The sequence below is a fragment of the Oscillospiraceae bacterium CM genome (genome assembly GCA_022870705.1).
Classification (GTDB): Bacteria; Bacillota; Clostridia; order Oscillospirales; family Oscillospiraceae; genus Sporobacter.
The window spans coordinates 1,536,257-1,560,717 of sequence record CP072107.1; the positions used below are offsets into that span (position 1 = coordinate 1,536,257).

Genomic DNA, 24,461 nt, shown 5'->3' on the forward strand with positions numbered 1-24,461 from the left:
GCCCTCATCCGTCACGACTTCGTCGTGCCACCTTCCCCAATGGGGAAGGCTTAATGGGGTCATAGCGGGCGCAGCCCCCTATACCTTTATTGGGCGGCGGGTGGGTTTTGAAACATATTTGCGAGGTTTTCCCGATACGGTGGGCGGCAGACGCCGTTTTCGGTGATGATCGCTGTTATCAAAGAAGCATCCGTCACGTCAAAGGCGGGATTATAGCAGGCGATTTCCGGCAGCGCCATCGGCTTTTCAAAAAATTTTTCCTTAATCTCCTCAGAAGGGCGCTGTTCGATGACGATATCCGCGCCTGTTTTGCAGTTAAAATCAATCGTTGATGACGGGCAGAAGACGAAAAACGGGATGCTGTAATACCGCGCGAGGACGGCAAGGCCGTTTGTCCCGATTTTATTGGCCGTGTCGCCGTTTCGCGCCACCCTGTCACAGCCGACAAAGACGGCACCGATTTTCCCTTCCTTCATCACGAGGCTTGCCATGTTATCGCAAATGAGCGTGCAGCCAATGCCCGCCCGGTGTAGCTCATACGACGTCAGCCGCGCTCCCTGCAGAAGCGGGCGCGTCTCGTCGACGAAAACGCGCAGGCGAAGACCGCGCTCGTGCGCGAGAAAAATCGCCCCAAGGCCGGTGCCGTAAAGCGACGTCGCCAAGGGTCCGGCGTTACAATGCGTCAAGACGCCGTCGCCGTCTTTAACGAGCGAGAGGCCGTGCTCAGCGATGGCCCGGCACATGGCGATGTCCTCATTTTGAATCGCCAGCGCTTCATGATACAAGGCGTTGCAGAGCGCCGGAATAGGCAGCCCAGCGTTTTTATGTACGACGGCATCCATTCGGTCAAGCGCATGGCGCAGATTCACCGCCGTCGGCCGCGACGATTCAAGATACGCCTTGTTCTCAGTAAATTCTTGATAAAACGATGCGTCATCAGCCGCTTTTGAGCGCGTGGCGAGAACGCTGACGGCAAACGCGGCAAAAATCCCAATTGCCGGGGCCCCGCGCACGCGCAATTGGGCAATTGCCTCAAACAGCTCTTCCCTATCGCTCAACGTCAAATATTTTGTCTCGTTCGGCAGCAGGCTCTGGTCGAGAATGACAACGGACATACCGTCATCGCTGAAACGGACATTATCCGGCTTTTTTATTGGCTCCATCATTTCACTCCGCTTATTCGGTTTGAATAAAATTATTATAGCACATCCGCCCGTGCGATAAAATACGCGACGCCCCACTTGAAACGTGTTTTAGATTATTGTATAATGACTTGGCCTGTCGGGGTGTGGCGCAGTTGGTAGCGTGCGTGCTTTGGGAGCATGAGGCCGTGGGTTCGAGTCCCACCACTCCGATTTGAAAAAGCTTGCCGATGATTTCGGCGAGCTTTTTATTTTTCAAAATTCAATCCGGCAATGTTAACGGTTGCGGCGGGTTTTTGTTTGTGCTATATTTTGGGTTACAACGTTTTTAAAGATAAGGATAACACTATGAACATGAGCGCCGTCATCAGCCAAATGGCTGTTTTATTTCTCATTCTCGTTATCGGCTTTACGGCCAACAAGCTGCACGTTTTAAACGCCGACTCGAATAAACTATTGTCTAAGCTTGTTTTGAACATCGCCCTGCCGTGCACCATTTTAAATTCCGTGATGAACGGCCAGCCGACGGCCTCCGGCAGCGATGCCGCGCTTTTCATGGGTATTGCGCTCGTTATGTACGCCATCTTTCTCGCCATTGCCCTGCCCGTGCCGACGCTGCTGCGTGCACCCGACAAGGACCGCGGCATCACGCGCTTTATGCTGGTGTTCGGCAATGTCGGTTATATGGGATTCCCCGTTGTTGAAACATTGTTCGGCAGCAGCGCCGTTTTTTACGTCGCGCTCGTGAATATGCTGTTCGGGCTGCTCTGCTTCTCCTTTGGCATTCTCATGATTTCGGGCCGCGGCGGCAAAATAAATCCGAGGCTTTTTCTCAATCCGGCGCTTTTTGCCTCGGCGGCAGCCATTGTGATTTTCGTGCTGCGCGTGCACACCCCAGGCATACTGGCGAACACCGCCGACGTCGTTGGGCGGCTGACGACACCGTGCGCCATGCTCATCATCGGCTCAACACTCGCAGAAATTCCGTTTAAAGAGGTTTTCGGCGCGTTGCGCCTGTATCCGTTTACGGTTATTAAGCTGCTCATCATCCCGCTTCTGACCTGGGCTGTCTTGCGTCTTTTTGTCACGGACACGATGATGCTGCGCGTCCTCGTTGTCCTAGCGGCGATGCCGTCGGCCACGAACGCCACGATGATGAGCTTTGAATACGGCGGCAACGAAAAGCTCGCCGCGGAGGGCGTTTTTATGACGACGCTGTTTTCCATCGTGACGATTCCGTTTTTGGTATATATCCTGTTTTCGGGACAATAAATACGGCGGGCGGATTTCATATCCGCCCGTGTGGGGATGGGCGGACGGCCAATGGCCGTTCCTACAAAACAGCCTTGGAGGCGGGGCGATGTGGGCATCGCCCCCTACAAAAGACGATTTGAGGCAGGTCTTTTTTTGATAAAATTCGATTTTTTACTATTATTTGTTTGAATATAAGAACCGGGCGTGGCAATGCTATAATCGAAAGGTGCAAACGTACCTGACGAAAAACCGAAAAACAAGGAGTGTTAATATAATGGTGAACCAGAACGCGCGTGACGCGATGAATCGTTTTAAGATGGAAACAGCAAGCGAAGTCGGCGTTAGCCTGAAGCAGGGCTACAATGGCGACATCACTGCCAAGCAGGCCGGCAGCATCGGCGGCCAGATGGTCAAGAAAATGATCCAGGCTTACGAGAACGGCGTCCAGTAACAAACGTTTCGTATCAATAAAAATGCGGCAGGCGGATATTCCGCCTGCCGCGCTTTAAATTATATCTGCAAAATAACTCTTTTAAAATTTTTCTTGCCGCGTTTGATGATAACACCATCACCTTGAAGGTCTGCCGCCGCGAAGCATTTCGAAAACTCGGTGATTTTTTCGCCGCCCGCTTCGACACCGCCTTGCTCAACGGCGCGACGCGCCTCCGACTTCGACGCACAAAGCCCCGATTTGACCAGCACTGACAGGATATCGACGGTGCCGTCTATCAAATCATCGGCGGACAGCTCAGCCGTTGGCATCGTGCCCGCGCCACCGGAGGAGAACAAATCGCGTGCCGTTTGCTGCGCTTTGTCGGCCTCCTCTTGGCCGTGGACAAGGTCTGTGAGTTCATACGCGAGAATTTCTTTTGCGCGGTTTAAATCGGCCCCCTGCCACGCTTCCATCCGGGTGATTTCCTCAAGGGGCAGAAACGTCAGCATCTTCAGGCACTTAATAACATCCGCGTCGCCGACGTTGCGCCAATACTGATAAAAATCAAACGGGCTTGTCTTGTTCGGGTCGAGCCAGACGGCACCGCTCTGCGTTTTGCCCATTTTTTTGCCCTCGGCGTTTAGCAGCAGCGTAATCGTCATCGCGTGCGCGTCTTTTTGGAGCTTTTTTCGGATGAGCTCCGTGCCGCCGAGCATGTTTGACCACTGATCGTCCCCGCCGAACTGCATGTTGCACCCGTATTTGACAAATAGCTCGTAAAAATCATAGCTCTGCATGATCATATAGTTAAATTCAAGAAACGACAGGCCCTTTTCCATACGCTGCTTGTAGCACTCGGCTCTGAGCATGGTATTCACGGAAAAATGCGGCCCGACGTCGCGCAGAAACTCGACATAATTGAGCGCCATAAGCCAGTCGGCGTTATTGACCATGATGGCCTTGCCGTCTGAAAAATCGATGAAGCGGCTCATCTGTTTTTTAAAGCAGGCGCTGTTATATGCGATCGTCTCGGATGTTGCCATTTGGCGCATGTCCGTCCTGCCGGAGGGGTCGCCGATCATGGCCGTACCGCCGCCGATGAGCGCGATGGGTTTATTCCCAGCCATTTGCAGGCGCTTCATAAGGCACAGCGCCATAAAGTGGCCGACGTGGAGCGAGTCGGCCGTCGGGTCAAACCCGATATAAAACGTCGCCTTGCCGTTATCAATGAGCGATTTGATTTCATCCGCGCTTGTCGTCTGGGCGATGAGACCGCGGGCGACCAGCTCGTCAAAGAGTTTCATCACGATTCTCCCCTCTAAAAGCAACGCCCCGCTGTCCCCAACAGACAGAGGGCGCCATCATTTCCGACGTGATGATATCACAGCGCGCGCGCACTTGTCAACTCCGCCGGGTACCCCTTGTTTGACATCTTGCGCTAAAAATAGAGGCTGTGATATAATTCTGTCATCAGACCGCATCAAATTGTGTCTCAAAATTCAAAGGGGTGCCGTTTATGACAGAGCAAATCATTGCTGAAATCTCTGCAAGACTCACGGATTTAAGAATTCCTTTTTCGCTTGACAGCGCTTCCAGCATCGCCATCAACACAGAATTTGTTGACGCAAATTGGTCGACAGGCACAAAAAAAATCGCGTATGAGGCCGCCGTTGCCGTCAGCGCATCCGAGCAGACAGTGTTCATGTATGAAAAAACCGTTGAGCACGGCGGGGGTATTTCCGGCATGGCGTCGGGCGAGACGTCGTTTCAATCGGGGTCGACGCTGTTCCGAAAAGTTAAAATCATCGCGTACGGGCCAGACGGCAAGGCATTTGACGTCACGCTGGATCTCGGCGCGATTCCTAAAGCCGTTAAAGAGACGGCCGCGCGTTACGGCTTTAAATTTAAAACGGTTTTAAGCAAAAAGAAGCTGGAAAAAGCACAGGTGCAAGCGGTCCAGCCGCCTGTCCGGCCACCGATTCAGCCGACGGCAGGCCGCTTCTGCTCGGCCTGCGGGGCACCGCTTCAAGCCGGGGCGGCCTTTTGCGAGCAATGCGGCGCGAGGACAGGGCTATCAGCACCGCAGCAGCCGACTGCACCCCGGCCGCCCGCGCCGCCCGTTATGACGCCGCCGTATGGTCAGGCGATGCCCGCATCACCGCAGCCTGTTAAAAATTTAGGTGCAAAAAAAGGTTTGCCCGGCCTGATCGCCGCTTTTGCCGTTTTAGTTCTCTTTGCCGTTTTATTCTTTGCCTTGAGCGGTAACACGGCCATCGGCTGGATTATCGCCATCGTTATCCTCGCGCTCACCTTCCTTTTTATGATGCGTTTATCCGCAAAGGGGATCCTCGCACCCATTCTGACGCTCTTGGCCGCCCTCCTTGTCATTCTGATCGTCTACGCCTTCTCACTTCCGGGTGATAAAAGCGGAGATGCATCTTCTCAAAAACCGACAGCCGGTCAGGCGCTGAATTCAAGCACTTCGCCCCAGGCGACGACAGATTCCATCTTCACCGTCAATTATTTGTCCATCGACAGCCAGCCGATCATTTATAACCCCAACGCCGACGATTTTTTTAATGGCTCTCTGGCCGTCCGGACACGGTTTATCGTCGACATCAACACAAATATGGATTACTTTAATAGTGGCAAGGCCACGCAGGACGACTTAAGCATCGTCGGCGCGACGCTGAGCGTGACGCCGCTGTCCGTCCCGAACGGCACCTTTGTCTCCTATACATATAAGCAAAACGACAACATGACATTTAACGGCTCGACACTGCCGTCACAGTCTCTTCCCGCCGATTACGTTCTGCCCGTCTTTGATTCGTATGACGCGGCTGATGCTGCCGAAGCGGCCGGGACGTGCCCCTACATTCTCAGTATTGTCAAAGATACCACGTCCGTCCAGCTGCGTTTCGGCACAGGTCTTTTAGGCCTGACATCAAATGCCTATATTTCAGATTACGACCAGTATATGCAGGACGCTGTCAATCAGGCTGCTTCGAATGGCCTGACGGCCGACACGCTGCGCTATACTGTCCGTGTGACGATCACGCTGGAAACGAAAAGCGGCAAAAAACAAATCATCACGTTTGACCGTGCCGTCATGCCGGATGGCTATAACATGCTCCAGAGCACACCGGGCGGCGCACAGTATGCCGAGAATTATCAATCCGGTGACGTCATTCCGGCTGATCTAAAGTCCAAGCCCGCTGAATGAAAAGACTCGACTATTGCCCGCTCTCTTCAGAGGGCGGGCTTTTTTCTGCCGCAAAGAGGTTGTATACTAAATATTGTATATGTTTACACTCTGACAGGATTGATATTGATGATGATGCGCTCCTGTGCTATAATCAGAGCATTGTTTCGGGGGTAAAAATGAAAAACGAACTCACACGCGACATCTGCGCCAAGCTCGACGATTTGCAGCTGCCGTACACGCTTTTAGACGGTGGGCATATCCATGTTCGCACGGAATTTTTTGACGTCGGGTACGGCATGGAGCCGAAAAAGATTATATACGAATTAGCGGTAACGTTTGACGAGCCGGCTGGGGCCGTCTATTTATATGTTAAAACCACAGAGCAAAGTCTTCTCTCACAGAGCGGGGCGTCAACCGGCACGCCGCATGGGTCTATGTTCCGAACGGTCAAGCGCCTTGATCAAAACGGCAACATGGTGACGGTTGACCTTGGCGCAGCACCCAATTTTGTAAAAAACACCGCGCTTGCGCATGGCTGGAAATTTCGGACAGCGCTCAATTTGAACAAACCGCATCATCCACCAAAAAAGGTTGTTGCAGAAAAAGCCGTAGCCTTGAGTCTGCCCGACGACGAATCTGTTTTACAGGATATACCGTTAACGCCGAGAAAAAAGCGGCGTGCCGGATGGCGCGCTACTGTCAGCTTGTTTATTAAACAGTTGTTTCATCGGTCAAAATAGGCTTATGCTGAGGGAGCGGCCATGGATTATTTCTGTATTGTATTCGATATGGATGGCGTGCTGTTCGATTCCGAGCGGATTTACGCGCGCGCATGGCGGGAGGCCGGGCAAACGTTCGGCCTTGCTGATCTTGAGGCGTCTATCAATGCTTGCATCGGGCGCAACAGCGCCGACATCCGGGCGTTTGTCGCCGACAAATACGGCCCCGCTTTGCCCGTCGATACCTTCATCGCTGAAATCCGAGCAGCTTTCAAAAAAATTGCCGACGCGGAAGGGCTTCCGCTCAAGCCGGGCGTTTTTGAGCTGCTCGACTGGCTCAAGGGGACGAACGCGAAGCTCGCGTTGGCCACGTCGACTGGGGAAAAAACTGCTGTGGAAAAGCTCTCCGCAGCGGGGCTCCTTCCCTATTTTACAGTGCTTGTCACCGGGGACATGGTCTTACACGGCAAACCGGCGCCGGATATTTACCGTTTGGCGTGTGAAAAGCTCGGCGTACCGCCCGACGTCTGCTACGCCGTTGAAGATTCACCGAACGGCGTTCTGTCGGCACATGCGGCAGGGCTCAAAACGCTTTTAGTGCCGGATGTCATTACCCCGACCGCGGAAATTTTTTCGCTTGCTTTTAAAGCCTTCCCATCCCTTTTTGATGTTAAAGCGTTTTTGAGGGCTTCCGCTGACGGGTGATTACCAAAACATCAAAACAGCCGCCAATATTGGCGGCTGTTGTTATCCCTCGGCAGCGGGCGGACGGCCAATGGCCGTCCCTACGGCAAGCTTTATTGAGCGGGGGACGGGTTCAGATTTTTCTTGTACACTTCGGCGGCGGCGAGCTGCTCGGCGGCGGAGAGAAGCGTCGTCTCCGTGATGTTTTCCCCGCCGAGGAGGCGGGCGATCTCATGGCGGCGGCCCGCGTCGTCAAGTGTGATGACGGACGTAAACGTCCGCCCGTCGGCTGTCGTTTTATTGATTTCAAAATGTGTATCCGCCATGACAGCCAACTGGGACAAATGCGTCACGCACAGCACTTGGCGGCCGCGCGAAAGGCTTGCCAGCTTTTCGCCGACGCGCTGGGCGGCGATACCGGAGACACCGGCGTCCACCTCGTCAAAGACCATCGTGGCTGTTTCATCGTTTTCCGCAAGAACGTTTTTCAGCGCCAGCATGATGCGTGAGAGTTCACCGCCGGAAGCGATATGGCTGATGCGGCCCGGCGCTTCCCCGGCGTTGGCGGACATCAAAAAGCGAATTTCATCACACCCCGTAGGGCAAAGGCCGTTACTGCCTTGAACATCGTCAAACGCTGTTTCGAAACGAACACCTGCCATATTAAGCGCGGCAAGCTCTGCTTTGATCCGCGATTCAAGTTTAACGGCAGCCGCGCGGCGCGCTTGTGACAGGGCGGCAGCTTTCTGCCGGGCGTCATTTAAAAGGCTTTCCCGCTCCCTTTCGAGCTTCAAAACCGTGTCGGCCGAGAATTCAATCTCATCAAGCTCTGCCCGGCACTTTTCCCGGTAGGCAATGAGGGCCTCCTCACTGTCTCCGTACTTGCGCAGCAGCCGTTTGAGCGTATCGAGCCGGGCTTCAAGCGTGTCAAACTCGTCGGGGGAAAACGCCAGACTGGCGCGCACGTCGCGCAGCGACTCCAGCGCGTCCTCCGCGGCGTACTGAAGATCCTTAAGCTTGGCGGCAATGTCCCCAAAGCTCTCGGCATACCGCGCGGCGCCGGAAATCAGCGACTCGGCACCACCGATGAGAGCGACGGCCCCATCCGTCCTGTCACTGCCGTCAAGGGCGGCAAAAGCCCCTTCCGTGGCTTCCGTCAGGCGCGAGGCGTTTTTTAAAAGCTCGCGCCGCGCCAGAAGTGCGTCAAGCTCGCCTGGGCGGATGTCCGCCTTTTCAAGCTCACCCAATTGAAAGCGGAGGCTGTCAAGCCGCCGCTCTTTTTCACTTTCGTCCATCGACAGCCTATCGATTTCGGCCTCTTTGGCGCGCAGGGCCTTATAGGCCGTCTCATAAGCTACGCGGTCTGCTTCCAGCGCACCGAAGCTGTCAAGATACTGGATGTGAAAGCGCTCGTCAAGCAGCTTCCTCCCGTCATTCTGGCCGTGAATGTCGACAAGGCGCTCCCCTAAGTCGCGCAGCTGCGCGGCTGTGACAGGGCTTCCGTTAATGCGGCAGGTGCTTTTCCCATCGGCGGTGACGCGGCGCATGAGAATGAGATGCCCGTCCTCATCCGGCTCGATCCCATTTTCCGCATACCAATCCGCCGCCCCAATATCGGCGAAAACAGCCGTCACCGCAGCCGCGGCGGCACCAGTGCGCACAAGCTCACGCGACACCCGTCCGCCAAGAACGGCCGTGAGCGCGTCAATCACGATGGATTTGCCCGCGCCCGTTTCGCCCGTTAAAACATTCAAGCCGGGGCCAAAGGCAATATCCGCCTTTTCGATGACGGCGATATTTTCAATATGCAGCAGCTGGATCATATTTTACCTCTCACAATCGCGAGGGCAGACACAAGGTCTGCCTCTACAAGCGGGGTCATTAAATGACGACCGTCACTTCTCTTAATACAGCATGTCCTGTATTTCCTGGCAGAAGCGTTCGGCAGCGGCGTTGTCGCTCATGGCGAGAAAAGCCGTATCGTCCCCGGCGATGGAGCCGGCAAGGTTTTTGATATTCATCGCGTCAATTGTGCTGCAGGCTGCCGGGGCCAGCCCGGGCAGTGTTTTAATGACGACAATGTTCTGCGCGCTGACGAAGGATGTGACGCATTCCTTAAAGATGGATTTCAGACGTGAGGCGTAATTCTGCAAATCCTGCTTCTGGCCGATGACATAGTGGTACCGGCCCTGCGCCGTCAGCTCCTTGACAAGGTGCAGCTCCTTGATGTCACGCGAGACGGTAGCCTGCGTGCTCTCGACACCGGCTTCGCCGAGGGCTTCAATGAGCTGGTTCTGCGTCTCGATGTCCTGCGATGCGATAATTTTCAAAATCGCATTCTGGCGTTTGTTTTTCAAAACCTTTCACCCAACTTTTCGCTCACTTTTTTATAAAAGCTCCTGTTTGCAAGGTGGACCAGCAGCGTTTCTTTCCCTGATTTGCAGACGTTGACGACATCGCCCGTTAAAAGGTTTCTGTATGCGCCGCCATCAACCGTCATAATGGCTGGGTTGGCTTTCACAGCACCGAGCTCGACAGAGATGCGCCTGTCCGACGCGAGCACAAACGATTTGGCGGCGAGGACGTGCGCACAGACCGGTGTAATAATAATATTGGCTGTCGACGGTTCGACAATCGGGCCCCCGGCGGCCATGGAATACGCCGTCGAGCCGGTGGGCGTAGCGACGATAACACCGTCTCCGGAAAAGCTGGTGATAACCTGCCCGTCACCGAATAGCGTGAGATTGACGACCTTCGTCAGCCCTGTGACGACGACGTCGTTAAGTGCAAAGTCACGGTAGACGGCGTTACCGCCGCGGACGATCTCCACGTCGAGCATCATGCGCCTGTTGATGGTGTAGTCACCGGCGACGACACGGCGGATGAGGTCTATGTCGCCCTGTTCCAGCTCCGCCATAAAGCCTTTGCTGCCCATATTAACGCCGAGAATCGGAATCGGAAGGCCAGCGGCCGCTCTGGCGGCGCGCAAAATCGTCCCGTCACCGCCGAAGGTTATAATCATATCAGCGCGGTCGAGCTCGTCGTCAAGCGTTGAAACGCTCATTGTTTGCGGAATGGCCCACGAGCTGTTGGCCGTATACAAAGGGCAGACGACAGCCTCCACGCCGCAATCTGTGAGCATGGCCACAACTTCCTGCGTGAGCGCGAGATTTTGATCACGGTTTATATTGGGGTACAGCAGAACGCGTTTCATCATGGTCGATTTTCCTTTCACTGAAAAAAGCGACGGACGGAAAAAGAAAGCCATCGCCGCCGGAGTAGGAGCGCGTGGCCTTTATCGGCCTTCCAACGCTCTGTGCGCCTCGCTTACGATGGTTTCCAAATCAAACGCGGTCTTTGCGCCCTGAAGGGCAAGGCAGCCTAAAAACTCGATATTCCCCTCTGGTCCTTTTATCGGTGAAAATGTGACGGACTTTACTTGAAAGCCACTATTTTCTGCATTTTGAACAAATGATTGCAGCACTTCCACATGTGTTTCCCGGTCGCGGACGACACCTTTTTTGCCGACCTTTAAGCGCCCGGCCTCAAATTGGGGCTTGATGAGACAGATAACAAGGCCATCGCCCGTTAATAGGCTCTTAACGGCTGGAAGTACCAGCTTGAGTGAAATAAACGAAACGTCAACAACAGCCAGCTGCGCCTTTTCCGGGATGACGTCGGGTGTGAGATGGCGCACGTTTGTGCGCTCCATGACGACGACGCGCTCATCACTGCGAAGGCGCCAAGCGAGCTGCCCGTATCCGACGTCAATGGCATAGACGCGCCGGGCACCACGCTGCAAAAGGCAGTCTGTAAAGCCGCCTGTCGACGCGCCGCAGTCAAGGCAGCACCACCCTGCCGGTGTAACGCCGAATTCATCCAGCGCCTTTTCAAGCTTGTATCCGCCGCGGCTGACAAACTTCATCGTCTCGCCGCGCACGTCAACGTCGGCCTTCTCGTCAATCATCATCCCTGGTTTAAGCGCGCGCTGCCCGCCGACATAAACGTCGCCGCACATGATGACGGCCTGCGCCCGTTCGCGGCTGGGGCAAAGGCCGTTTTCGGTCAGGAAAACGTCCAGACGTTTTTTGCTCATTGGGCCATTTCCTCCGTGACGGCGCGGACGACACTGTCTGTATCGATCCCGCACAGCTCCCGCAGCTCCTCAACGCGGCCTTGCGCCACATAGCGGCTGCCGAGATTCATGAGGCGGAGCGTTTTCAGCGTGATGGCATGTTCAGCCAGATGACAGGCGATCTGCCTACCGACACAGCCGGCCTCGACGCACTCTTCCAAAACGAGCAGGCGGCCTGTTTTTTGGACGGATCCTTCAACGGCTTCAAAGTCAATCGGCCGGATAAAATTCAGCTTAATCAGTTCAATTGATACGCCCTGCGCCGCCAGTACGTCGGCGGCGTCCAGCGCCGTGTTGACGGAGATGCCATAGGTGACGATTGTCAAATCCTCCCCGCTGCGTAGGCATTTGGCGGGCTCTGTGCCGCCGTCCTGATAGCGCCCTTCGGCGCACTTCGGATAGCGGACGGCAACGGGGCCGTCCATGTCCAAAACGGCATGGCTGAGCATATCGTGCAGCTCCGCAAAGCTCGCCGGGCAGAGAATCTGCATATTCGGCACGGTGGAGAGATATCCGACATCAAAAATCCCCTGATGTGTCTCTCCATCGCCGCCGACGAGGCCAGCCCTGTCAACAGCCAGAACAACGTGCAGATTCATCAGGGCGATATCATGCAGCAGCATGTCATACGCGCGCTGCAGAAACGTTGAATAGACGGCAAAAACGGGAACGAGCCCTTGCGCGGCAAGCCCCGCAGACATGGCGGCGGCGTGCCCTTCGGCGATGCCGACGTCATAAAATCGATCTGGATATTTCTGCGCAAACGCCGTCAACCCCGTGCCGCTCGTCATGGCAGCGGTGACGGCACAGACGCGCCAGTCCTTTGCCGCGAGCTTGTCGAGCGTTTCGCCGAAGACTGTTGAAAAGCAGAGGCCGCCGCTTGTGACGACACCTTTTTTATAGTCAAACGGCGTTACGCCGTGATAGACATCCGGCGTCATTTCCGAATAGATATATCCGCGCCCCTTTTGGGTGATAACGTGAAGCAAAACGGGCTCCCGGAGCTCTTTGGCCCAGGTGAGCGCCTCAGAAAGGCGCGTTAAATCGTGGCCGTCTATAGGGCCGGCATACTGAAGGCCCATCTCCTCGAACATGCTGCAGTGGAAAAGCGCTTCTTTGATGGCGCTTTTGATGCCGTGTGTCAGCTGATAAATTTTTCGCCCGCCCGGCAGCTTTTCCATCAGGCGTCTGTACCGCTTTTTAAACGCCGCATAGGACGGCTTGAGGCGCTGGCGCGACAGATACGATGCCATGCCGCCAACGTTTTTCGTAATCGACATACCGTTATCGTTTAAAATAATCACAAGCGGTTCCCCGCTCTCGCCGGCGTCACTCAGTGCCTCGTACGACAGGCCGCCTGTGAGCGCCCCGTCGCCGATAAGCGCCACGACGTTATAGTCGCGCCTGCTCTGGGAGCGCGCGCGCGCCATGCCGAGCGCCACGGAAATTGAGTTAGATGCGTGGCCCGCGATAAAAGCGTCATGATGCGATTCGGACGGCTTGGGATAACCTGACAAGCCGTTAAACTGGCGCAGCGTATCAAACTGCTCCATGCGGCCTGTGAGAATTTTATGGACATAGCTTTGATGACCGACGTCAAAGACGAGCCGGTCTATCGCCGTATCAAAAACACGGTGAATGGCGACCGTCAGTTCAACAACGCCAAGATTTGACGCCAGATGGCCGCCCGTTTTCGAGACGTTTTGAATCATGAACTGCCGCAGCTCACGGCACAGCGTTTCAAGCGCCGTGGGCTCAAGCGACTGGAGATCGCCGGGGAGATTTAATTTGTCTAACAGCTCCAATGGTTTCCCTCATTTTTTGCGTAAAAGTCTATTCTTCATGTAGATCAGCTTCCCGACATCGAGGACGATGCGGGTGCTGTTGTTTATAGCCAGTATCTTACCAAAAGCCTTGCCGCCAACGGCCATTCCAGTAACGAGACCTGATATGGCAAGCTGAAGGAGAATATTGTCTGTCGACAAATCCACCATCAGCCGTGAGACGATGAGTGCCGAGGTTGTGCCGCTGATGATGCCGGTGATATCCCCGACAACGTCGTTACAAACGGCGGAGACCTTCTCGGCGTTTCGGATGAGGCGGATGGCCTCCACGGCGCCGTGCTCTTTATGGGCGGCCATGGAGTGAAACGGTTTTGTGGATGCGGCCGTCACAGACACGCCGATAATATCAAAAATAATCCCTAAAAAAATAAAAACCGTTAAAATCAAAAACGCCACGACATAACCGGCCCTCCCCAAAAGCTCTGAGGAGACAAAGGTTAATGCAATGGATATCGAGACGCTGATTAGGATGATTTTAACGAGCCAGCCGGTGTTTGTTTTCATTTTCATTATTCATTACACCATTTTATTATAACACTGCCGATTTCGTTTATCGGCTGTAAAAGGCCGCGCAACGAAAAAGCGCGAGATGCCGCGGAATCGGCCACTACCCGCGCTGTTTTTTCAATGCAGCGGCAACAAGCTGAGTAAATCTTACGGCTTAGGTACGGGCTGGATTTCCCCCGCGGCTGCCTCTCGTTGCCGTAGAGGCGGTTTCCCATTAAAGCCACGTTCGATGCGTTACCAACATCGCTGCCCGATTGCCACTGAGTCCGTACTGCAATCCCCATCCTGTCACGGGGACAGGTTCTCCCCGAACAGCCTAGGTGTTTTCCACCGCAGTCTCACCGTCTCTTAGCCTCTTTTGCAGAAAATATTTCAAGGGGCAATAGCGCAAAGCTTTGTGGCCACAACGCCGTGCATTTAATCCCCTATCCGCAGATTCCACTCAAGGCAGGCTACTCTGCACACAGCGCTCGGCTTGCGCCGGAGCACCGCGATGCAGGTTCAATCCTGCCCCGTACAAGGATCGCCCTCGGTGTACGAGGTCGTCAAAGCACGATGGCAGGTCTCCGCACAAACAGGGTCGCGCACTCCATGCCATTGGAGGTCGCCCTGAAGGTGCAAGCGCCGAAGCGCTTCCCCCCAGCACCCACCCCGAACTGGGCGTTCAAAGCAGGCACAAGGGGTTTCAAAGGTGTGCCCTTCAAAGGATTTTTAGGCCCTTCCTGGTAGACGGCAGATCTGACTAGGATACTGCGCCGCTGTAGCTATATATTAACAATATCGGCGGGATTTATCAATACTTTCTTTCTTCCAGATAAATGGCAAGCGCTTCAAAAAAACCTGTGTTTTCAAAATATCCCCGAAGGGCATCAACGGCTTTGCCCGTCATCTCGCGCACGAGAGTTCGGCACTGATCCAGACCGTAAAGCGTTACAAACGTCGTTTTGCCGTTTGTTTCATCGGAACCGGCCGGTTTGCCGAGGCGGGCCGTTTCGCCGGTTGCGTCGAGCATATCGTCTCGGATCTGAAAGGCCAGGCCGAGCGCCGTCGCATACCGCTCGGCGGCAACGCGCTGCGCCGATGTGCCGCCGCCCGCTAAAACGCCGAGCTGACAGGCTGCTGCGAGAAGTGTTGACGTCTTCAAATGATGGACTGTCGTTATCTCCTCGAGCGTGAGCCTTTTGCCCTCACTATCCATGTCAAGCGCCTGCCCGAGGCAGACGCCGTCAGCTCCGGCTGCCTTGGCGAGCACATTGCCCATTTGAACGAGCGTCTCCGCCGGAAGGTCTGATGCCAGGAGTATTCTGAAGGCCTCCGCCTGCAGCGCGTCGCCCGCGAGCGTTGCCAGCCCTTCGCCATAAACGACGTGGTTCGTCGGCTTGCCGCGACGCAGGCTGTCGTTATCCATCGCGGGCAGATCGTCGTGCACGAGCGTATAAGTATGGAATACCTCTACGGCCAGCGCCGCCGAAAGGGCTTTTTGGGCGCTGCCGCCAACGGCTTCGGCAAATTTCAAAGCCAGCACGGGCCGGATGCGTTTGCCCCCGGCTAAGAGGCTGTAGCGCATGGCCTCCGCCAGCTTGGAGCGGCCGGGCAAGCAGGACGCGAGGCTTTTTTCAACCATGTTCCGCAAGGCTTCATATTCTTCATTAAATGTGTCAGCAGGCATTGTTACTCCCCGGCGTCAAAATCCGATTCCGTCGGCGCGCCGTCGGCACCCTTTTGAAGCTTCGTCACCTTTTGCTCGGCGGTATCAAGAAGCTCCGAGCAGAATTTAATGAGGCCGGTCCCCTCCTCAAACAGCGTGAGCGACTGCTCGAGCGGCGCGTCGCCGCGTTCGAGTGTTTTGACAATCTCGTCGAGGCGCGTGATGGCCTGTTCAAACGTTTGTTTTTTCATATTGGCGCTCCTTTATCAGTGGGGTGGATGGGGGAAGTGCGGGGCGGACATTGGCCGTCCCTACGGCGTTCGATATTCGTCTTCTGCCCATTTTACAGGGTTGTCATCGATATACTGCCATATGTCACGATAATCTTGTTCGTTCCTGATAATATGCTCATAAAACCGTGCCTGCCATATTGAAACTCCTACTTTCTTGCTGACATGCCCTTTAAATTGATTGATTATACGGGATATCGTAGGGACGGCCATTGGCCGTCCGCCGTTTCCGGACAACAGGAGAATCATATGGATATGATTTGGCATGATGACGTATTTATCAACGAAGACGGTGGGATAAATTTCATGAAGCTTATTTATTGCTTTATCCGTAATATTACCGCATTTCGAGAGGTGCGGACGGCCATTGGCCGTCCCTACGGCATTATCCCAAAACAGATGCTCTCTGTTTCGAGTGCAGATCGTCACGAAATAGGCGCCATTTTGACAATAATCATAATCAGATAGACGTATTTCCTTTCGTACTGGAAGCGTCATAACATGAAGCTCCTTTTTTGACCTCAACGAGGGACAATTCTCCTAAACGCCTTACTCAACAAGCGCGCTGATTTCATCCTTTTGCAGATGAATCCTGATCCGATCGCCCGGTTTGACGTCTGACGCGCTTTTGACGACGGCCCCGTCTGCACTGGCGACGATCGCGTAGCCGCGCCCGAGGACTTTTAAGGGGCTCATTGCGTCGAGCGCGGCGGCAAGACTGGCAAAGCGCGCGCGTGAGACGGAAAGCTTCCCGGCGGCGGCGGCGCCAAGGCGTGTGGCCGCATGGTCCAGAAGGAGCCTTTTGTCATCAATCGGATTTTTTGGGCTTTGTAAAACGCGCTTTTCCGAGAGGTCCAAAACGCGGCGGCGCAGCATTTTAAGCTCCCGTGTGACAGCCTGCAGCATGCGGATGTCCGTCTGGCGCAGAGCGGCGCGCATCTCTGAGGCCTCCGGCACGGCCAGCTCTGCGGCGTTGGAGGGCGTCGCGGCGCGGAGGTCGGCGACGAAGTCTGAAATCGTCACATCCGGCTCGTGACCGACGGCGGAGATGACGGGAATTTGAGAATCAAAAATTGCGCGCACCACGCGCTCGTCGTTAAACGCCCAGAGGTCTTCAAGCGAGCCGCCGCCACGGCCTGTGATAATGAGGTCGGCGACGCTATATTTATTGGCGTAACGGATTGCCCCAGCAATTTCAGGCGGCGCTTCCGTGCCTTGCACACGAACCGGGAGAATAACGACCTTCGCCATCGGCCAGCGCTTTCCCAATACGCGAATAATATCCCGCACCGCGGCACCCGCCGATGAGGTGATGACCGCAATCGTCCCCGGAAAGCGCGGCAGCGGTTTTTTATGTGACGGATCAAAAAGGCCTTCCTGCAGAAGCTTCTCTTTGAGCTGCTCGAAGGCGATGTACAAATCACCAACGCCGTCGGGCGTCATGTCACCGACGTAGAGCTGATAAGCCCCGTCCCTCGGAAAAACCGTCACACGCCCGAAAACGATGACCTTCATGCCGTTTTCGGGGCGGAAGCGCAATCTGGCGGCGCTGCTTTTAAAAAAGACGCAGCGCAGCGTCCCCTCGCCGTCCTTCAATGTGAAGTAATGATGGCCGGACGGGTAAATTTTGTAGTTGGACAACTCCCCGCGGACGGTGACGCCGTTTAAAACGTCGTCCGAATCAAGCAGGCCTTTGATGTGCTCATTAAGTTCTGTGACGCTGTAAATTTTCTTATCCATGCGCATCGACCGCCCTGTATGTCAAAATGGCGACGCCGAGGGCATTGTCAACCGAGTATTGCGGCTCGGCAAAAATGCCGCCGGACAGCCGCTCCCGCAACAGCGTATTGGACGCGACGCCCCCCGAAAAGAGAACCGGCAGGCCACCATACTTTTTGACAGCCGTTTCCGTCGTTTGGCGGATGGCGGCAATCACCGACAAAAGCGCAAAACGCGCGATGTCTGCCGGAGGCGCGCCGGATGCGGAAAGCTGCTTCATCTGATGTTCAACACCTGACAGAGAAAAAGTCAGGCCGTTGATTTTCGGTTCAAAACAACGTGCGGCATCAGACGTCTGCGCCAAGGCGTCGAGCGCCCGGCCAGACGGGAACGGCAAACCGAGCAGCTGCCCCGCTCTGTCGACAAGCTGGCCGGCGGAGACATCCGATGTCCCGCCGACGATCTCACAGCGGAGAGCTGACCCAAAGGGCACAACGGACAAAAGCTCCGTCGTCCCGCCGGAGAGATGCCATGCGAGATGGGGCATATCGAGCAGATCTATTCGGCCGGACGACCATGCGGCCGCCGCGATGTGGCCCTGTTGATGCGAAAAATCAAAAAAAGGCACGCCGAGCGCACGCGCCAAGACGGCCGACTGACTTTCGCCCGCCAAAAAGCAAGGCATGTACGACTCTTCCGTCTCGCGCGGCTTTGTACTTGCGCCGACGGCAATAATGTCGCCAAGGTCACCGAGCGCTTCAAAAACGGACGGCAGACGGCGCACATGCATAAAAAGCGCATCCGACTGCCGAAGGCCAAGGTTTCCAACGGGCACATCCAGCAGGCGGCCCGAATTGCGCCCCGTCTCGCCGTCAAAGACGGCGCAGCTCGTCGTATAGTTGCTCGTATCAAACGCCAAAGCCGACGGTTTCATGAAAACGTCACTTCATTTCTTGAAAAGCTGCCTAAGACGCCGTTGATAAACGGAACCGTCGCCGCTTCCTCATAGCGCTTGGCAAGTTCAACCGCCTCGTTGATGGCGGCGCTGGGCGGCACGTCCGGCATATAGAGAATTTCAAACATCGCTGTTTTTAAAATGGCGACGGCCGTTCTTGAAATGCGGCCGAATTTCCAGCCGACGGCGTACTTTTCAATATAAGCGTCGAGCTCGGCACTGTGGTCCCAGACGCCGTTGATGATCCGCCCAATATAAGCGCGCTGTGCTTCGTCCGGGTAATCGGAAAAGACCCCGTCCTCCTCACGGAGCGAGCCATAATAGTCCTCATCAAAAACGTGCTCAAGGAGCTTTGCCGGGTCCGTCGGGTTTTCAGATAAGCCATAGCAGAGCCGAACGGCAATCTCTCTGGCGTTTGTTCTTGTCATGTTATCACCTTTATAAAAAGGCGGAGATTCCCTCCGCCTTGCCTGTCTGCATTATTTTGTTATTTGCTTTCTTTTTTGAAGGTCACGCCGCAGATATGGACGTTGACGCTGGCAACGGCGAGCCCTGTCGTCGATTCAATCGCCGTCGCGACGGCCGACTGGACAGCCATGCCCGTTTCGTTAACGGCGCTGTTCATCGTCACCATCACATAAACGTCGGCATAGACAGCTTTATCCTCCACGCGGAGTTTGACGCCCTTGGACAGATGCTTTTTCGCTAAAAGTTCGGCAATGTCACGCCCGGGTGTCGAATACAAACCGGCCACACCGTCAACATCGAGCGCCGCGCCGCCCGCTATCGTCGCCACAACCTCTTCGGAAATATTGATACTGCCGCGCTCTTCGGTATAAGTGATGTATTCCTTATTTTCGCCCACGGCCGTCACCCCAGTAAAAGTATAATACCTGCGTATGCAGTTGATAGGGCATCCGGCAGGATGCGCTATCGTGTCATCTTTCCGCTCAACGGAGCGGAAAAGGACACTTAAAAAGTATAATACCTGCGTATGCAGGTATTATACAACAGTTCCTATAGAAAATAAAGCTATTTTACTTCAATTATTTTCAGGTCGGTCGCCTTGTAGGTTGTCTGCGCGGTGACGATATCCCTGATTTTTGCAACAGACGAGACCGTGAGCCCCTCTGTTGGCGCCGGGACGGTGACAGTCACGCCGTCATTGGAGATGTATACGACGCAGTCAGAAAAACCCTTGGCTTTGATGAGGTCTTCAAGCTGCGCTTCTTTGAGGGCGTCGGACGCGATTTGAGAAATTTCCTTGAGCGACGCGTCGATCATCTCTTTGGAAGCGCCGTCCGTCTTGCTGACGGTTGCCAGCGACGCCGCCGCCGCGGAGCGGGCCTGCTCCCGGTTCAGGCGGGCCGTATCAAAATACTCTTTGTTTACCTGCGAATCGGCTGAGTAATAAAGCCCGGCGTCCGATGGGTCAGCCGCCGCGTTAGCACCCGTCTGGGCGCTCGAGGCGTCATCCGATGTCGCGGCCGTTTCACTGTCAGCGTTATTGCTGTAAGACCAGTTCAGGTAAGCTGCGACACAGACAAACAGCAGCACAGTGATGATAACCGCATTCCTTTTAAATGTTTTCACGCAAGTTGCCTCCTCAAGATTTATTCATTTTCGTGACAACGATTTTATCCGCGCCGAGACCCGTCAGCCCTGACACTGCCGAAACGATCTGATATTTGACGGCGGCGTTGTCTGCTCCCTGGCAGACGATGAGCGCGCCCTGATACTCAGGGTAGATAACCTTGAGCGTCACCGGGCTTTCGCTCGACGTGCCCGTAGAGATGATGACGGTTTTTGTGCTTTTTTCCGTCGTTGTTTCGGCGTCATTCCCAACGCCGCTTTTTGACGATGTGTCTTCGTCCTGTGCCAGCACCTGTTCCGACGAGCTTTTGAGCGTTAGAACGACCGTGACGCGGCCGGCCCCATCAATTTTTGACAGCGCCGAGGCGATGCGCTCTTCCTGCGCGGCGAGCGAAAAATCATTTGTCGTTTTTGCCCCGCCCGTATCAGTCTTCGCATTCGATTGCCCCGTCGGCAGAAGGAGCAGCACAAGGCCGACCGCCAAAACAAGCAAGACGAATTTGTTTTTTTTAATGAGCGCTAAGAGCTTTTCTGTCAGGGCCGTCATGTTTTTATTTTTCATTCCTGTTACTCCAAACGAGCTTTTCCCGCGGGATACCGAGGTCCGATTCAATCCGGCTCTCCAGCGATGCGCGCAGCGCTAGACCGGCGTTTGTTGACAGCTCGGCGCGCGCCGGATACCAATAACCGTCGTCATCCCACGCGGCAGTGACGGTAACGTCGAGATCGGTGATACCGAGGGACTCAGCTTTGTCCAATATATATGCGCAGCATTTCTCCTCTATGATACGTCTTGTCAGTTTTTCATCGGCGTCCGATACGTCGGCGGAGAAGGCCGACGCTTCCTGTTTATACGATGCGAGATTTTTGGCAAAGCTGACATAATCAAAACCCTTGAGCGGGCGGATCAGCGCCAGAATCGTCATGAGCCCGCAGATGAGCGAGACAATTTTTTTCGTCTTCCCCTCAGGCGTCACCGTCATCGCAACGGCGGTGATGAGCGCCGCGCCCGCGAGGCCGATGACCCAGGTCCGAATCGCTTCCGTCATCTCACGTCACCACCTTAATGACCGAAATGATCGCAATAAACAGCATGAGCGCCGACGCGCCGACGAGACCCAGCATCATACCGAAGGCCGTGCTGACGGCGTTTAGGAGCTTTGTAATACGACTGTCTGCAATTGCCCCGGACAAACCGGCGGCAGCTTTATACAGGAGGTAATTGGCACCGAGGCGCAAAAACGGCAGCAGGCACGTCGCCGCAACGGCCAAAAGGCCAAAAACACCGACGGCGTTGCGGAGAATTGACGCCCCGGCTAAAACGGTGTCGGCTGCGTCAGAAATAATACTTCCCACGACGGGGAGAACGGTTGAAATCGTCGTTTTGACGGCCTTTGCCGTCACGGCATCCGTCGTCCCGGAGATGACGCCCGTCAGCGACAGGTAGGCAATAAAAAGGAGCATCGTCACTGTCATGATCGTTTTAGCCATCCATTTCAGAAGGCTTGACGCCCCGGCGAGCGCGTCGCCGCCCAACGCGGCCTCGGCAATGCTTGTTGCTGTGAAGGCGTAGATGAGGGGCATGACAACGCTTCTGGATACGGTCATTAAGATATCCATAAAAAGCGCCGTAGCGGCGTATTTGGCAACAGCCGAGGTGACGGCACCGGACGCTGTGGCAGCAGCCGTCAGCGTTGGCAGCAGCAGCTTTGAAAAGGTATTCAGATCGTCGAGCGTTTTGCCGCCGAGCCCGATAAACGCATTGATGCTTGATACGCTGACGGCCGCGATAGCAAGGACGCCCGCCAAAACGGCGTATTTCGCGCCGCCGTCAAACGACGCGGCGACGACGGAACAGAGAATGGCGATGATAACGATGACGGCGGCGCTTTTCAAAGCGCCTGTAAAGACGTCTCCTATGTTGTCGGAGGCGCTTTTTAAAAGCTTTTGAAAGCCGCCGGAGAGGTCGAGGCTGTCCGTCACCTTCAGATTTCCCAGCGCGTTTCCGGCGTCATCCGGCAGAGCGTTTTCGAGCTTGTCTGTCCCGAGCGCGTCGGCCTGGCTCTCCTGAATATCGGCAGCCGTGACGGCATTGGACGATGTGTCCGTGTCTGATAACGACCCGGCGGCCAGCGCCGCCGGCATCGTGAAAACAATGAGCAAGAAGAAGAAGATCAGTTTTTTTATCATTTGCAGCTCCGCCAGCACGGCCATTCAGGCCAGCGACTGGATCATGGTTATAACAGTTTCAAAGAGCGGGAGCGCGAGGTATAAAGCGGCAAACGAGCCGGCCAGCTCAACGCCGGAGGCGACGGACGACTGACCGGCATCACGGCAGACGTCCGCCGAGAGCTTTGTGATGATCGAAATGCCGACAGCCTTGAAGACAATTGACAAAACGGCCGGCGAGACGAGCGCCATGTCGGACAGCGACAGGACGAAGTCCGTCACGCTTTTGATCGTGTCAAACGCGAGATACAAAGCGACAAGCGCCAGCGAGACGGTGAGCATCAGCGCCAGCTCCGGGCTGTTTTTACGGATGACGAGCGCGAGCACCGTCCCCGCAACAGCGATGGCAGCGACCTTAATGAGAATCGCCATGGCTAAAAACCAAAGAGCCTTTTTATCATGTCAAACAGCTCGTTGATCTGCTGGACAATGATAAGCAAGACGACAACAAGCCCGGCAATCGTCGTCATCAACGCCTGCTCCTCACGTTTGGAATTCGTGAGCAAAAGGTTTAAGACAGCCACCAGTATTCCGACAGCCGCAATTTTAAAAATTAACTCGACATTCATATGACCCCTCTTATTTTACAGTAGGATGACGACTGCGAAGAGACCGGCGGCGACACCGAGAAAAGCGCGAACTTTTGAATTTCTGTCGCGCTCTTCCTCCGCTTGTTTGACGTATGCCTCAAGCCGTCGCTGGGCGTACTGAATGGCGCTGCGCTGCTCGGCAATATCATACCGCCCAAGGCACAGGCCGAGCTCCGTTAAGACGAGTGCTTCCGACGGGGTAAGCAAAAGTTCCGGTGTTACCAAAACGGCCTGGCGCCACAGGGCGGAAAACGGCGTTGTGCCGAGCTGCCCGATTTGGTCCGCCGCGTTTTGAAAAAAAAGCGCGGCAGGGGCGGTGCACTCCGCGGCAAGCTGTGTCAGCAGCGCTGGAATTGGCGTGAGATGGTCGCAAATTTCGCTTTTCATAACGCCGAGCGCACCCGTCAGCGCGCGGAGGCTCTTAACGCGGTTTCGGAGCTTTATGACGCCCAATATGCCCCAGGCGGCCGTTCCCAGCATGATAAGCACAGCTCCCATAAATCGAATCATACGCCCGCCTCCAAGTCACGGACGGTATACGTCCACGTCCCGTTTTCCTTGCCGATCAGCACGGCTTTTTCGAAAATCGCGTCGCTCAGTAGCCGCTTATAAATTGGCCGCTTTACAAGGTCATTGAGGCTCTCGGCATGCGCCGTTGCAAGAAGCCGTACGCCGCAGCCCGCCGCGCTTTCAATGGCCTCAATGTCAGCCGGGGCCGTGATCTCGTCGAGCGCGATGACCTGCGGGTTCATGGCCCGCAGCAGCATCATAACGCCCTCGGCCTTTGGGCAGGCGTCGAGAACGTCCGTCAGCATCCCGACGTCCATCTGGGGCGCGCCGTCGCAAACGGCGGCAACTTCGCTGCGCTCGTCAGCCAGCGCTACGCGCAGCGGCTTCATGCCAAGCGCCTCGTCACCCGACGAGATCAGCCGCACCAAATCGCGCAGGAGCGTCGTTTTCCCGCGGCCCGGCGGCGAGAGGATGAGCGTTGACCGCAGCATACCGCCATCCGTCAGCTGCGGCGCAACGCTTCGAGCGATGCCGACGACGGCGCGCGCGATGCGAACGGACGCCGACGTCAGCGCTTTAAACCCAGCCGCCTCACCGCTCTGGACGATTGCTGTGCCGCACAGGCCGATTCTGTAACCTCCGCGCACCGTGATATACCCGGATCGGACGCTCTCACGCGCAGCGTAGGCCGACGCGCCGGTCGCGATGTCCAAAAGCCCGTCAAGGTCACGCTTTGTGACCGGCGCACCGCCGAGCGACACTTCACCCGACGGCAGCAGCACGGATAGCGGCTGGCCGGTGCGCAGCCGCAGCTCCTCGGCGACAGCCCTGTCTTCCCGCACCACCCGGCGCGCGGCCTCCCGCAGCATCATCGGCAGGAGCAGAACAGCACCGTCATACCGCGCCACCTGCGCCGTTAAGTCGGCCATCTTGCTTCACCCCACTGTCGTTTCGTTCTGTCACAGTCTATTGTGGCATGTCCCGAAATATGCTCGTCCGTTTCG

28 protein-coding genes and 1 tRNA gene are annotated in these 24,461 nt (G+C 55.5%); 6 read left to right on the top strand and 23 right to left on the bottom strand.

Features of this window, described 5'->3' with window-relative positions; genetic code table 11:
* Positions 1-86 precede the first annotated feature (86 nt).
* Positions 87-1,166, bottom strand: coding sequence for an S-methyl-5-thioribose-1-phosphate isomerase (gene mtnA / locus IZU99_07545; protein ID UOO37117.1), 1,080 nt, complete (start codon positions 1,164-1,166; stop codon positions 87-89).
* A 116-nt stretch (positions 1,167-1,282) separates the two neighbouring features.
* Between mtnA and IZU99_07550 the strand changes: the two genes are divergently transcribed.
* From IZU99_07550 to IZU99_07560, 3 genes are all read left to right on the top strand, one after another.
* Positions 1,283-1,355: transfer RNA gene (locus IZU99_07550), tRNA-Pro, on the top strand.
* Between the two features lie 135 nt (positions 1,356-1,490).
* Entirely contained in the window at positions 1,491-2,414 is a 924-nt protein-coding gene (locus IZU99_07555; GenBank protein UOO37118.1) for an AEC family transporter, read from the top strand.
* Positions 2,415-2,670: 256 nt separating this feature from the next.
* The gene (locus IZU99_07560; protein UOO37119.1) at positions 2,671-2,847 is read left to right on the top strand and encodes an alpha/beta-type small acid-soluble spore protein; all 177 of its coding nucleotides are present in this window, start codon (positions 2,671-2,673) and stop codon (positions 2,845-2,847) included.
* Positions 2,848-2,906: 59 nt separating this feature from the next.
* Here the strand turns inward: IZU99_07560 and IZU99_07565 are convergent, their stop codons facing one another.
* Positions 2,907-4,133: a tyrosine--tRNA ligase gene (locus IZU99_07565; GenBank protein UOO37120.1), complete on the bottom strand. Its 1,227-nt coding sequence runs from the start codon at positions 4,131-4,133 to the stop codon at positions 2,907-2,909.
* Between the two features lie 212 nt (positions 4,134-4,345).
* Here IZU99_07565 and IZU99_07570 point away from each other — a divergent pair, with 212 nt between their 5' ends.
* The 3 genes from IZU99_07570 to IZU99_07580 all read left to right on the top strand — a co-directional run bounded on the left by IZU99_07570 (position 4,346) and on the right by IZU99_07580 (position 7,458).
* Positions 4,346-6,052: a zinc ribbon domain-containing protein gene (locus IZU99_07570; GenBank protein UOO37121.1), complete on the top strand. Its 1,707-nt coding sequence runs from the start codon at positions 4,346-4,348 to the stop codon at positions 6,050-6,052.
* A 158-nt stretch (positions 6,053-6,210) separates the two neighbouring features.
* Positions 6,211-6,774 carry a hypothetical protein gene (locus tag IZU99_07575; protein ID UOO37122.1) on the top strand — a complete coding sequence of 188 codons (564 nt, stop codon included), beginning with the start codon at positions 6,211-6,213 and terminating at the stop codon, positions 6,772-6,774.
* A 21-nt stretch (positions 6,775-6,795) separates the two neighbouring features.
* Positions 6,796-7,458, top strand: a complete 663-nt coding sequence (locus IZU99_07580) for an HAD family phosphatase (protein ID UOO37123.1) — start codon at positions 6,796-6,798, stop codon at positions 7,456-7,458.
* Between the two features lie 92 nt (positions 7,459-7,550).
* Here the strand turns inward: IZU99_07580 and recN are convergent, their stop codons facing one another.
* The 21 genes from recN to spoIIIAA form a co-directional block, all read right to left on the bottom strand.
* Entirely contained in the window at positions 7,551-9,260 is a 1,710-nt protein-coding gene (gene recN, locus IZU99_07585) for a DNA repair protein RecN (GenBank protein ID UOO37124.1), read from the bottom strand.
* An 81-nt stretch (positions 9,261-9,341) separates the two neighbouring features.
* Positions 9,342-9,794, bottom strand: coding sequence for an arginine repressor (locus IZU99_07590; protein ID UOO37125.1), 453 nt, complete (start codon positions 9,792-9,794; stop codon positions 9,342-9,344).
* Complete coding sequence (locus IZU99_07595; protein ID UOO37126.1) at positions 9,791-10,654, bottom strand: NAD(+)/NADH kinase; 864 nt, start codon at positions 10,652-10,654, stop codon at positions 9,791-9,793. The genes IZU99_07590 and IZU99_07595 overlap by 4 nt, the downstream gene beginning before the upstream one ends.
* A 78-nt stretch (positions 10,655-10,732) precedes the next feature.
* A complete protein-coding gene (locus IZU99_07600; GenBank protein UOO37127.1) occupies positions 10,733-11,533 on the bottom strand; it encodes a TlyA family RNA methyltransferase in 801 nt (266 codons plus the stop codon).
* Complete coding sequence (locus tag IZU99_07605) at positions 11,530-13,371, bottom strand: 1-deoxy-D-xylulose-5-phosphate synthase (protein UOO38786.1); 1,842 nt, start codon at positions 13,369-13,371, stop codon at positions 11,530-11,532. The genes IZU99_07600 and IZU99_07605 overlap by 4 nt, the downstream gene beginning before the upstream one ends.
* A 15-nt stretch (positions 13,372-13,386) precedes the next feature.
* Positions 13,387-13,926 (bottom strand): hypothetical protein, encoded by a 540-nt coding sequence (locus IZU99_07610; GenBank protein UOO37128.1) that lies wholly within the window; start codon positions 13,924-13,926, stop codon positions 13,387-13,389.
* 790 nt (positions 13,927-14,716) lie between these two features.
* Positions 14,717-15,592 (bottom strand): polyprenyl synthetase family protein, encoded by an 876-nt coding sequence (locus IZU99_07615; protein UOO37129.1) that lies wholly within the window; start codon positions 15,590-15,592, stop codon positions 14,717-14,719.
* A 2-nt stretch (positions 15,593-15,594) separates the two neighbouring features.
* Positions 15,595-15,822, bottom strand: coding sequence for an exodeoxyribonuclease VII small subunit (gene xseB, locus IZU99_07620; protein UOO37130.1), 228 nt, complete (start codon positions 15,820-15,822; stop codon positions 15,595-15,597).
* 60 nt (positions 15,823-15,882) lie between these two features.
* Positions 15,883-16,359: a hypothetical protein gene (locus IZU99_07625; GenBank protein UOO37131.1), complete on the bottom strand. Its 477-nt coding sequence runs from the start codon at positions 16,357-16,359 to the stop codon at positions 15,883-15,885.
* Positions 16,360-16,410: 51 nt separating this feature from the next.
* The gene (gene xseA, locus IZU99_07630; GenBank protein UOO37132.1) at positions 16,411-17,601 is read right to left on the bottom strand and encodes an exodeoxyribonuclease VII large subunit; all 1,191 of its coding nucleotides are present in this window, start codon (positions 17,599-17,601) and stop codon (positions 16,411-16,413) included.
* The gene (locus tag IZU99_07635) at positions 17,594-18,514 is read right to left on the bottom strand and encodes a DNA-binding protein (GenBank protein ID UOO37133.1); all 921 of its coding nucleotides are present in this window, start codon (positions 18,512-18,514) and stop codon (positions 17,594-17,596) included. The genes xseA and IZU99_07635 overlap by 8 nt, the downstream gene beginning before the upstream one ends.
* Positions 18,511-18,963 carry a transcription antitermination factor NusB gene (gene nusB, locus IZU99_07640; GenBank protein UOO37134.1) on the bottom strand — a complete coding sequence of 151 codons (453 nt, stop codon included), beginning with the start codon at positions 18,961-18,963 and terminating at the stop codon, positions 18,511-18,513. The genes IZU99_07635 and nusB overlap by 4 nt, the downstream gene beginning before the upstream one ends.
* A 59-nt stretch (positions 18,964-19,022) precedes the next feature.
* Positions 19,023-19,400, bottom strand: coding sequence for an Asp23/Gls24 family envelope stress response protein (locus IZU99_07645; protein ID UOO37135.1), 378 nt, complete (start codon positions 19,398-19,400; stop codon positions 19,023-19,025).
* A 167-nt stretch (positions 19,401-19,567) separates the two neighbouring features.
* On the bottom strand, positions 19,568-20,128 hold the full coding sequence (locus IZU99_07650; GenBank protein ID UOO37136.1) for a SpoIIIAH-like family protein: 561 nt from the start codon (positions 20,126-20,128) through the stop codon (positions 19,568-19,570).
* A 13-nt stretch (positions 20,129-20,141) separates the two neighbouring features.
* Complete coding sequence (locus IZU99_07655) at positions 20,142-20,690, bottom strand: stage III sporulation protein AG (GenBank protein ID UOO37137.1); 549 nt, start codon at positions 20,688-20,690, stop codon at positions 20,142-20,144.
* Positions 20,680-21,177, bottom strand: a complete 498-nt coding sequence (locus IZU99_07660) for a hypothetical protein (GenBank protein ID UOO37138.1) — start codon at positions 21,175-21,177, stop codon at positions 20,680-20,682. Before IZU99_07660 ends, IZU99_07655 begins: the two co-directional genes overlap by 11 nt.
* 1 nt (position 21,178) lies before the next feature.
* A complete protein-coding gene (locus tag IZU99_07665; protein ID UOO37139.1) occupies positions 21,179-22,318 on the bottom strand; it encodes a stage III sporulation protein AE in 1,140 nt (379 codons plus the stop codon).
* Positions 22,319-22,342: 24 nt separating this feature from the next.
* Positions 22,343-22,729, bottom strand: a complete 387-nt coding sequence (locus IZU99_07670) for a stage III sporulation protein AD (GenBank protein ID UOO37140.1) — start codon at positions 22,727-22,729, stop codon at positions 22,343-22,345.
* A 2-nt stretch (positions 22,730-22,731) separates the two neighbouring features.
* Entirely contained in the window at positions 22,732-22,926 is a 195-nt protein-coding gene (gene spoIIIAC / locus IZU99_07675; protein ID UOO37141.1) for a stage III sporulation protein AC, read from the bottom strand.
* A gap of 15 nt (positions 22,927-22,941) precedes the next feature.
* Positions 22,942-23,457 carry a stage III sporulation protein AB gene (locus IZU99_07680; GenBank protein UOO37142.1) on the bottom strand — a complete coding sequence of 172 codons (516 nt, stop codon included), beginning with the start codon at positions 23,455-23,457 and terminating at the stop codon, positions 22,942-22,944.
* Positions 23,454-24,386, bottom strand: coding sequence for a stage III sporulation protein AA (gene spoIIIAA, locus IZU99_07685; GenBank protein UOO37143.1), 933 nt, complete (start codon positions 24,384-24,386; stop codon positions 23,454-23,456). Before spoIIIAA ends, IZU99_07680 begins: the two co-directional genes overlap by 4 nt.
* Between the last annotated feature and the right edge of the window lie 75 nt (positions 24,387-24,461).

Excerpts from the sequence above, each read along its gene's own strand:
- IZU99_07670 (UOO37140.1), bottom strand. The coding sequence starts at position 22,729 with ATGGCGATTCTCATTAAGGTCGCTGCCATCGCTGTTGCGGGGACGGTG.
- recN (UOO37124.1), bottom strand. The coding sequence starts at position 9,260 with ATGATCCAGCTGCTGCATATTGAAAATATCGCCGTCATCGAAAAGGCG.
- IZU99_07595 (UOO37126.1), bottom strand. The coding sequence starts at position 10,654 with ATGATGAAACGCGTTCTGCTGTACCCCAATATAAACCGTGATCAAAAT.
- xseA (UOO37132.1), bottom strand. The coding sequence starts at position 17,601 with ATGGATAAGAAAATTTACAGCGTCACAGAACTTAATGAGCACATCAAA.
- mtnA (UOO37117.1), bottom strand. The coding sequence starts at position 1,166 with ATGATGGAGCCAATAAAAAAGCCGGATAATGTCCGTTTCAGCGATGAC.
- IZU99_07615 (UOO37129.1), bottom strand. The coding sequence starts at position 15,592 with ATGCCTGCTGACACATTTAATGAAGAATATGAAGCCTTGCGGAACATG.
- IZU99_07575 (UOO37122.1), top strand. The coding sequence starts at position 6,211 with ATGAAAAACGAACTCACACGCGACATCTGCGCCAAGCTCGACGATTTG.
- IZU99_07555 (UOO37118.1), top strand. The coding sequence starts at position 1,491 with ATGAACATGAGCGCCGTCATCAGCCAAATGGCTGTTTTATTTCTCATT.
- IZU99_07560 (UOO37119.1), top strand. The coding sequence starts at position 2,671 with ATGGTGAACCAGAACGCGCGTGACGCGATGAATCGTTTTAAGATGGAA.
- IZU99_07610 (UOO37128.1), bottom strand. The coding sequence starts at position 13,926 with ATGAAAATGAAAACAAACACCGGCTGGCTCGTTAAAATCATCCTAATC.
- IZU99_07655 (UOO37137.1), bottom strand. The coding sequence starts at position 20,690 with ATGAAAAATAAAAACATGACGGCCCTGACAGAAAAGCTCTTAGCGCTC.
- IZU99_07580 (UOO37123.1), top strand. The coding sequence starts at position 6,796 with ATGGATTATTTCTGTATTGTATTCGATATGGATGGCGTGCTGTTCGAT.
- spoIIIAC (UOO37141.1), bottom strand. The coding sequence starts at position 22,926 with ATGAATGTCGAGTTAATTTTTAAAATTGCGGCTGTCGGAATACTGGTG.
- nusB (UOO37134.1), bottom strand. The coding sequence starts at position 18,963 with ATGACAAGAACAAACGCCAGAGAGATTGCCGTTCGGCTCTGCTATGGC.
- spoIIIAA (UOO37143.1), bottom strand. The coding sequence starts at position 24,386 with ATGGCCGACTTAACGGCGCAGGTGGCGCGGTATGACGGTGCTGTTCTG.
- IZU99_07600 (UOO37127.1), bottom strand. The coding sequence starts at position 11,533 with ATGAGCAAAAAACGTCTGGACGTTTTCCTGACCGAAAACGGCCTTTGC.
- IZU99_07680 (UOO37142.1), bottom strand. The coding sequence starts at position 23,457 with ATGATTCGATTTATGGGAGCTGTGCTTATCATGCTGGGAACGGCCGCC.
- IZU99_07565 (UOO37120.1), bottom strand. The coding sequence starts at position 4,133 with ATGAAACTCTTTGACGAGCTGGTCGCCCGCGGTCTCATCGCCCAGACG.
- IZU99_07635 (UOO37133.1), bottom strand. The coding sequence starts at position 18,514 with ATGAAACCGTCGGCTTTGGCGTTTGATACGAGCAACTATACGACGAGC.
- IZU99_07570 (UOO37121.1), top strand. The coding sequence starts at position 4,346 with ATGACAGAGCAAATCATTGCTGAAATCTCTGCAAGACTCACGGATTTA.
- IZU99_07665 (UOO37139.1), bottom strand. The coding sequence starts at position 22,318 with ATGATAAAAAAACTGATCTTCTTCTTCTTGCTCATTGTTTTCACGATG.
- IZU99_07660 (UOO37138.1), bottom strand. The coding sequence starts at position 21,177 with ATGACGGAAGCGATTCGGACCTGGGTCATCGGCCTCGCGGGCGCGGCG.
- xseB (UOO37130.1), bottom strand. The coding sequence starts at position 15,822 with ATGAAAAAACAAACGTTTGAACAGGCCATCACGCGCCTCGACGAGATT.
- IZU99_07625 (UOO37131.1), bottom strand. The coding sequence starts at position 16,359 with ATGACGCTTCCAGTACGAAAGGAAATACGTCTATCTGATTATGATTAT.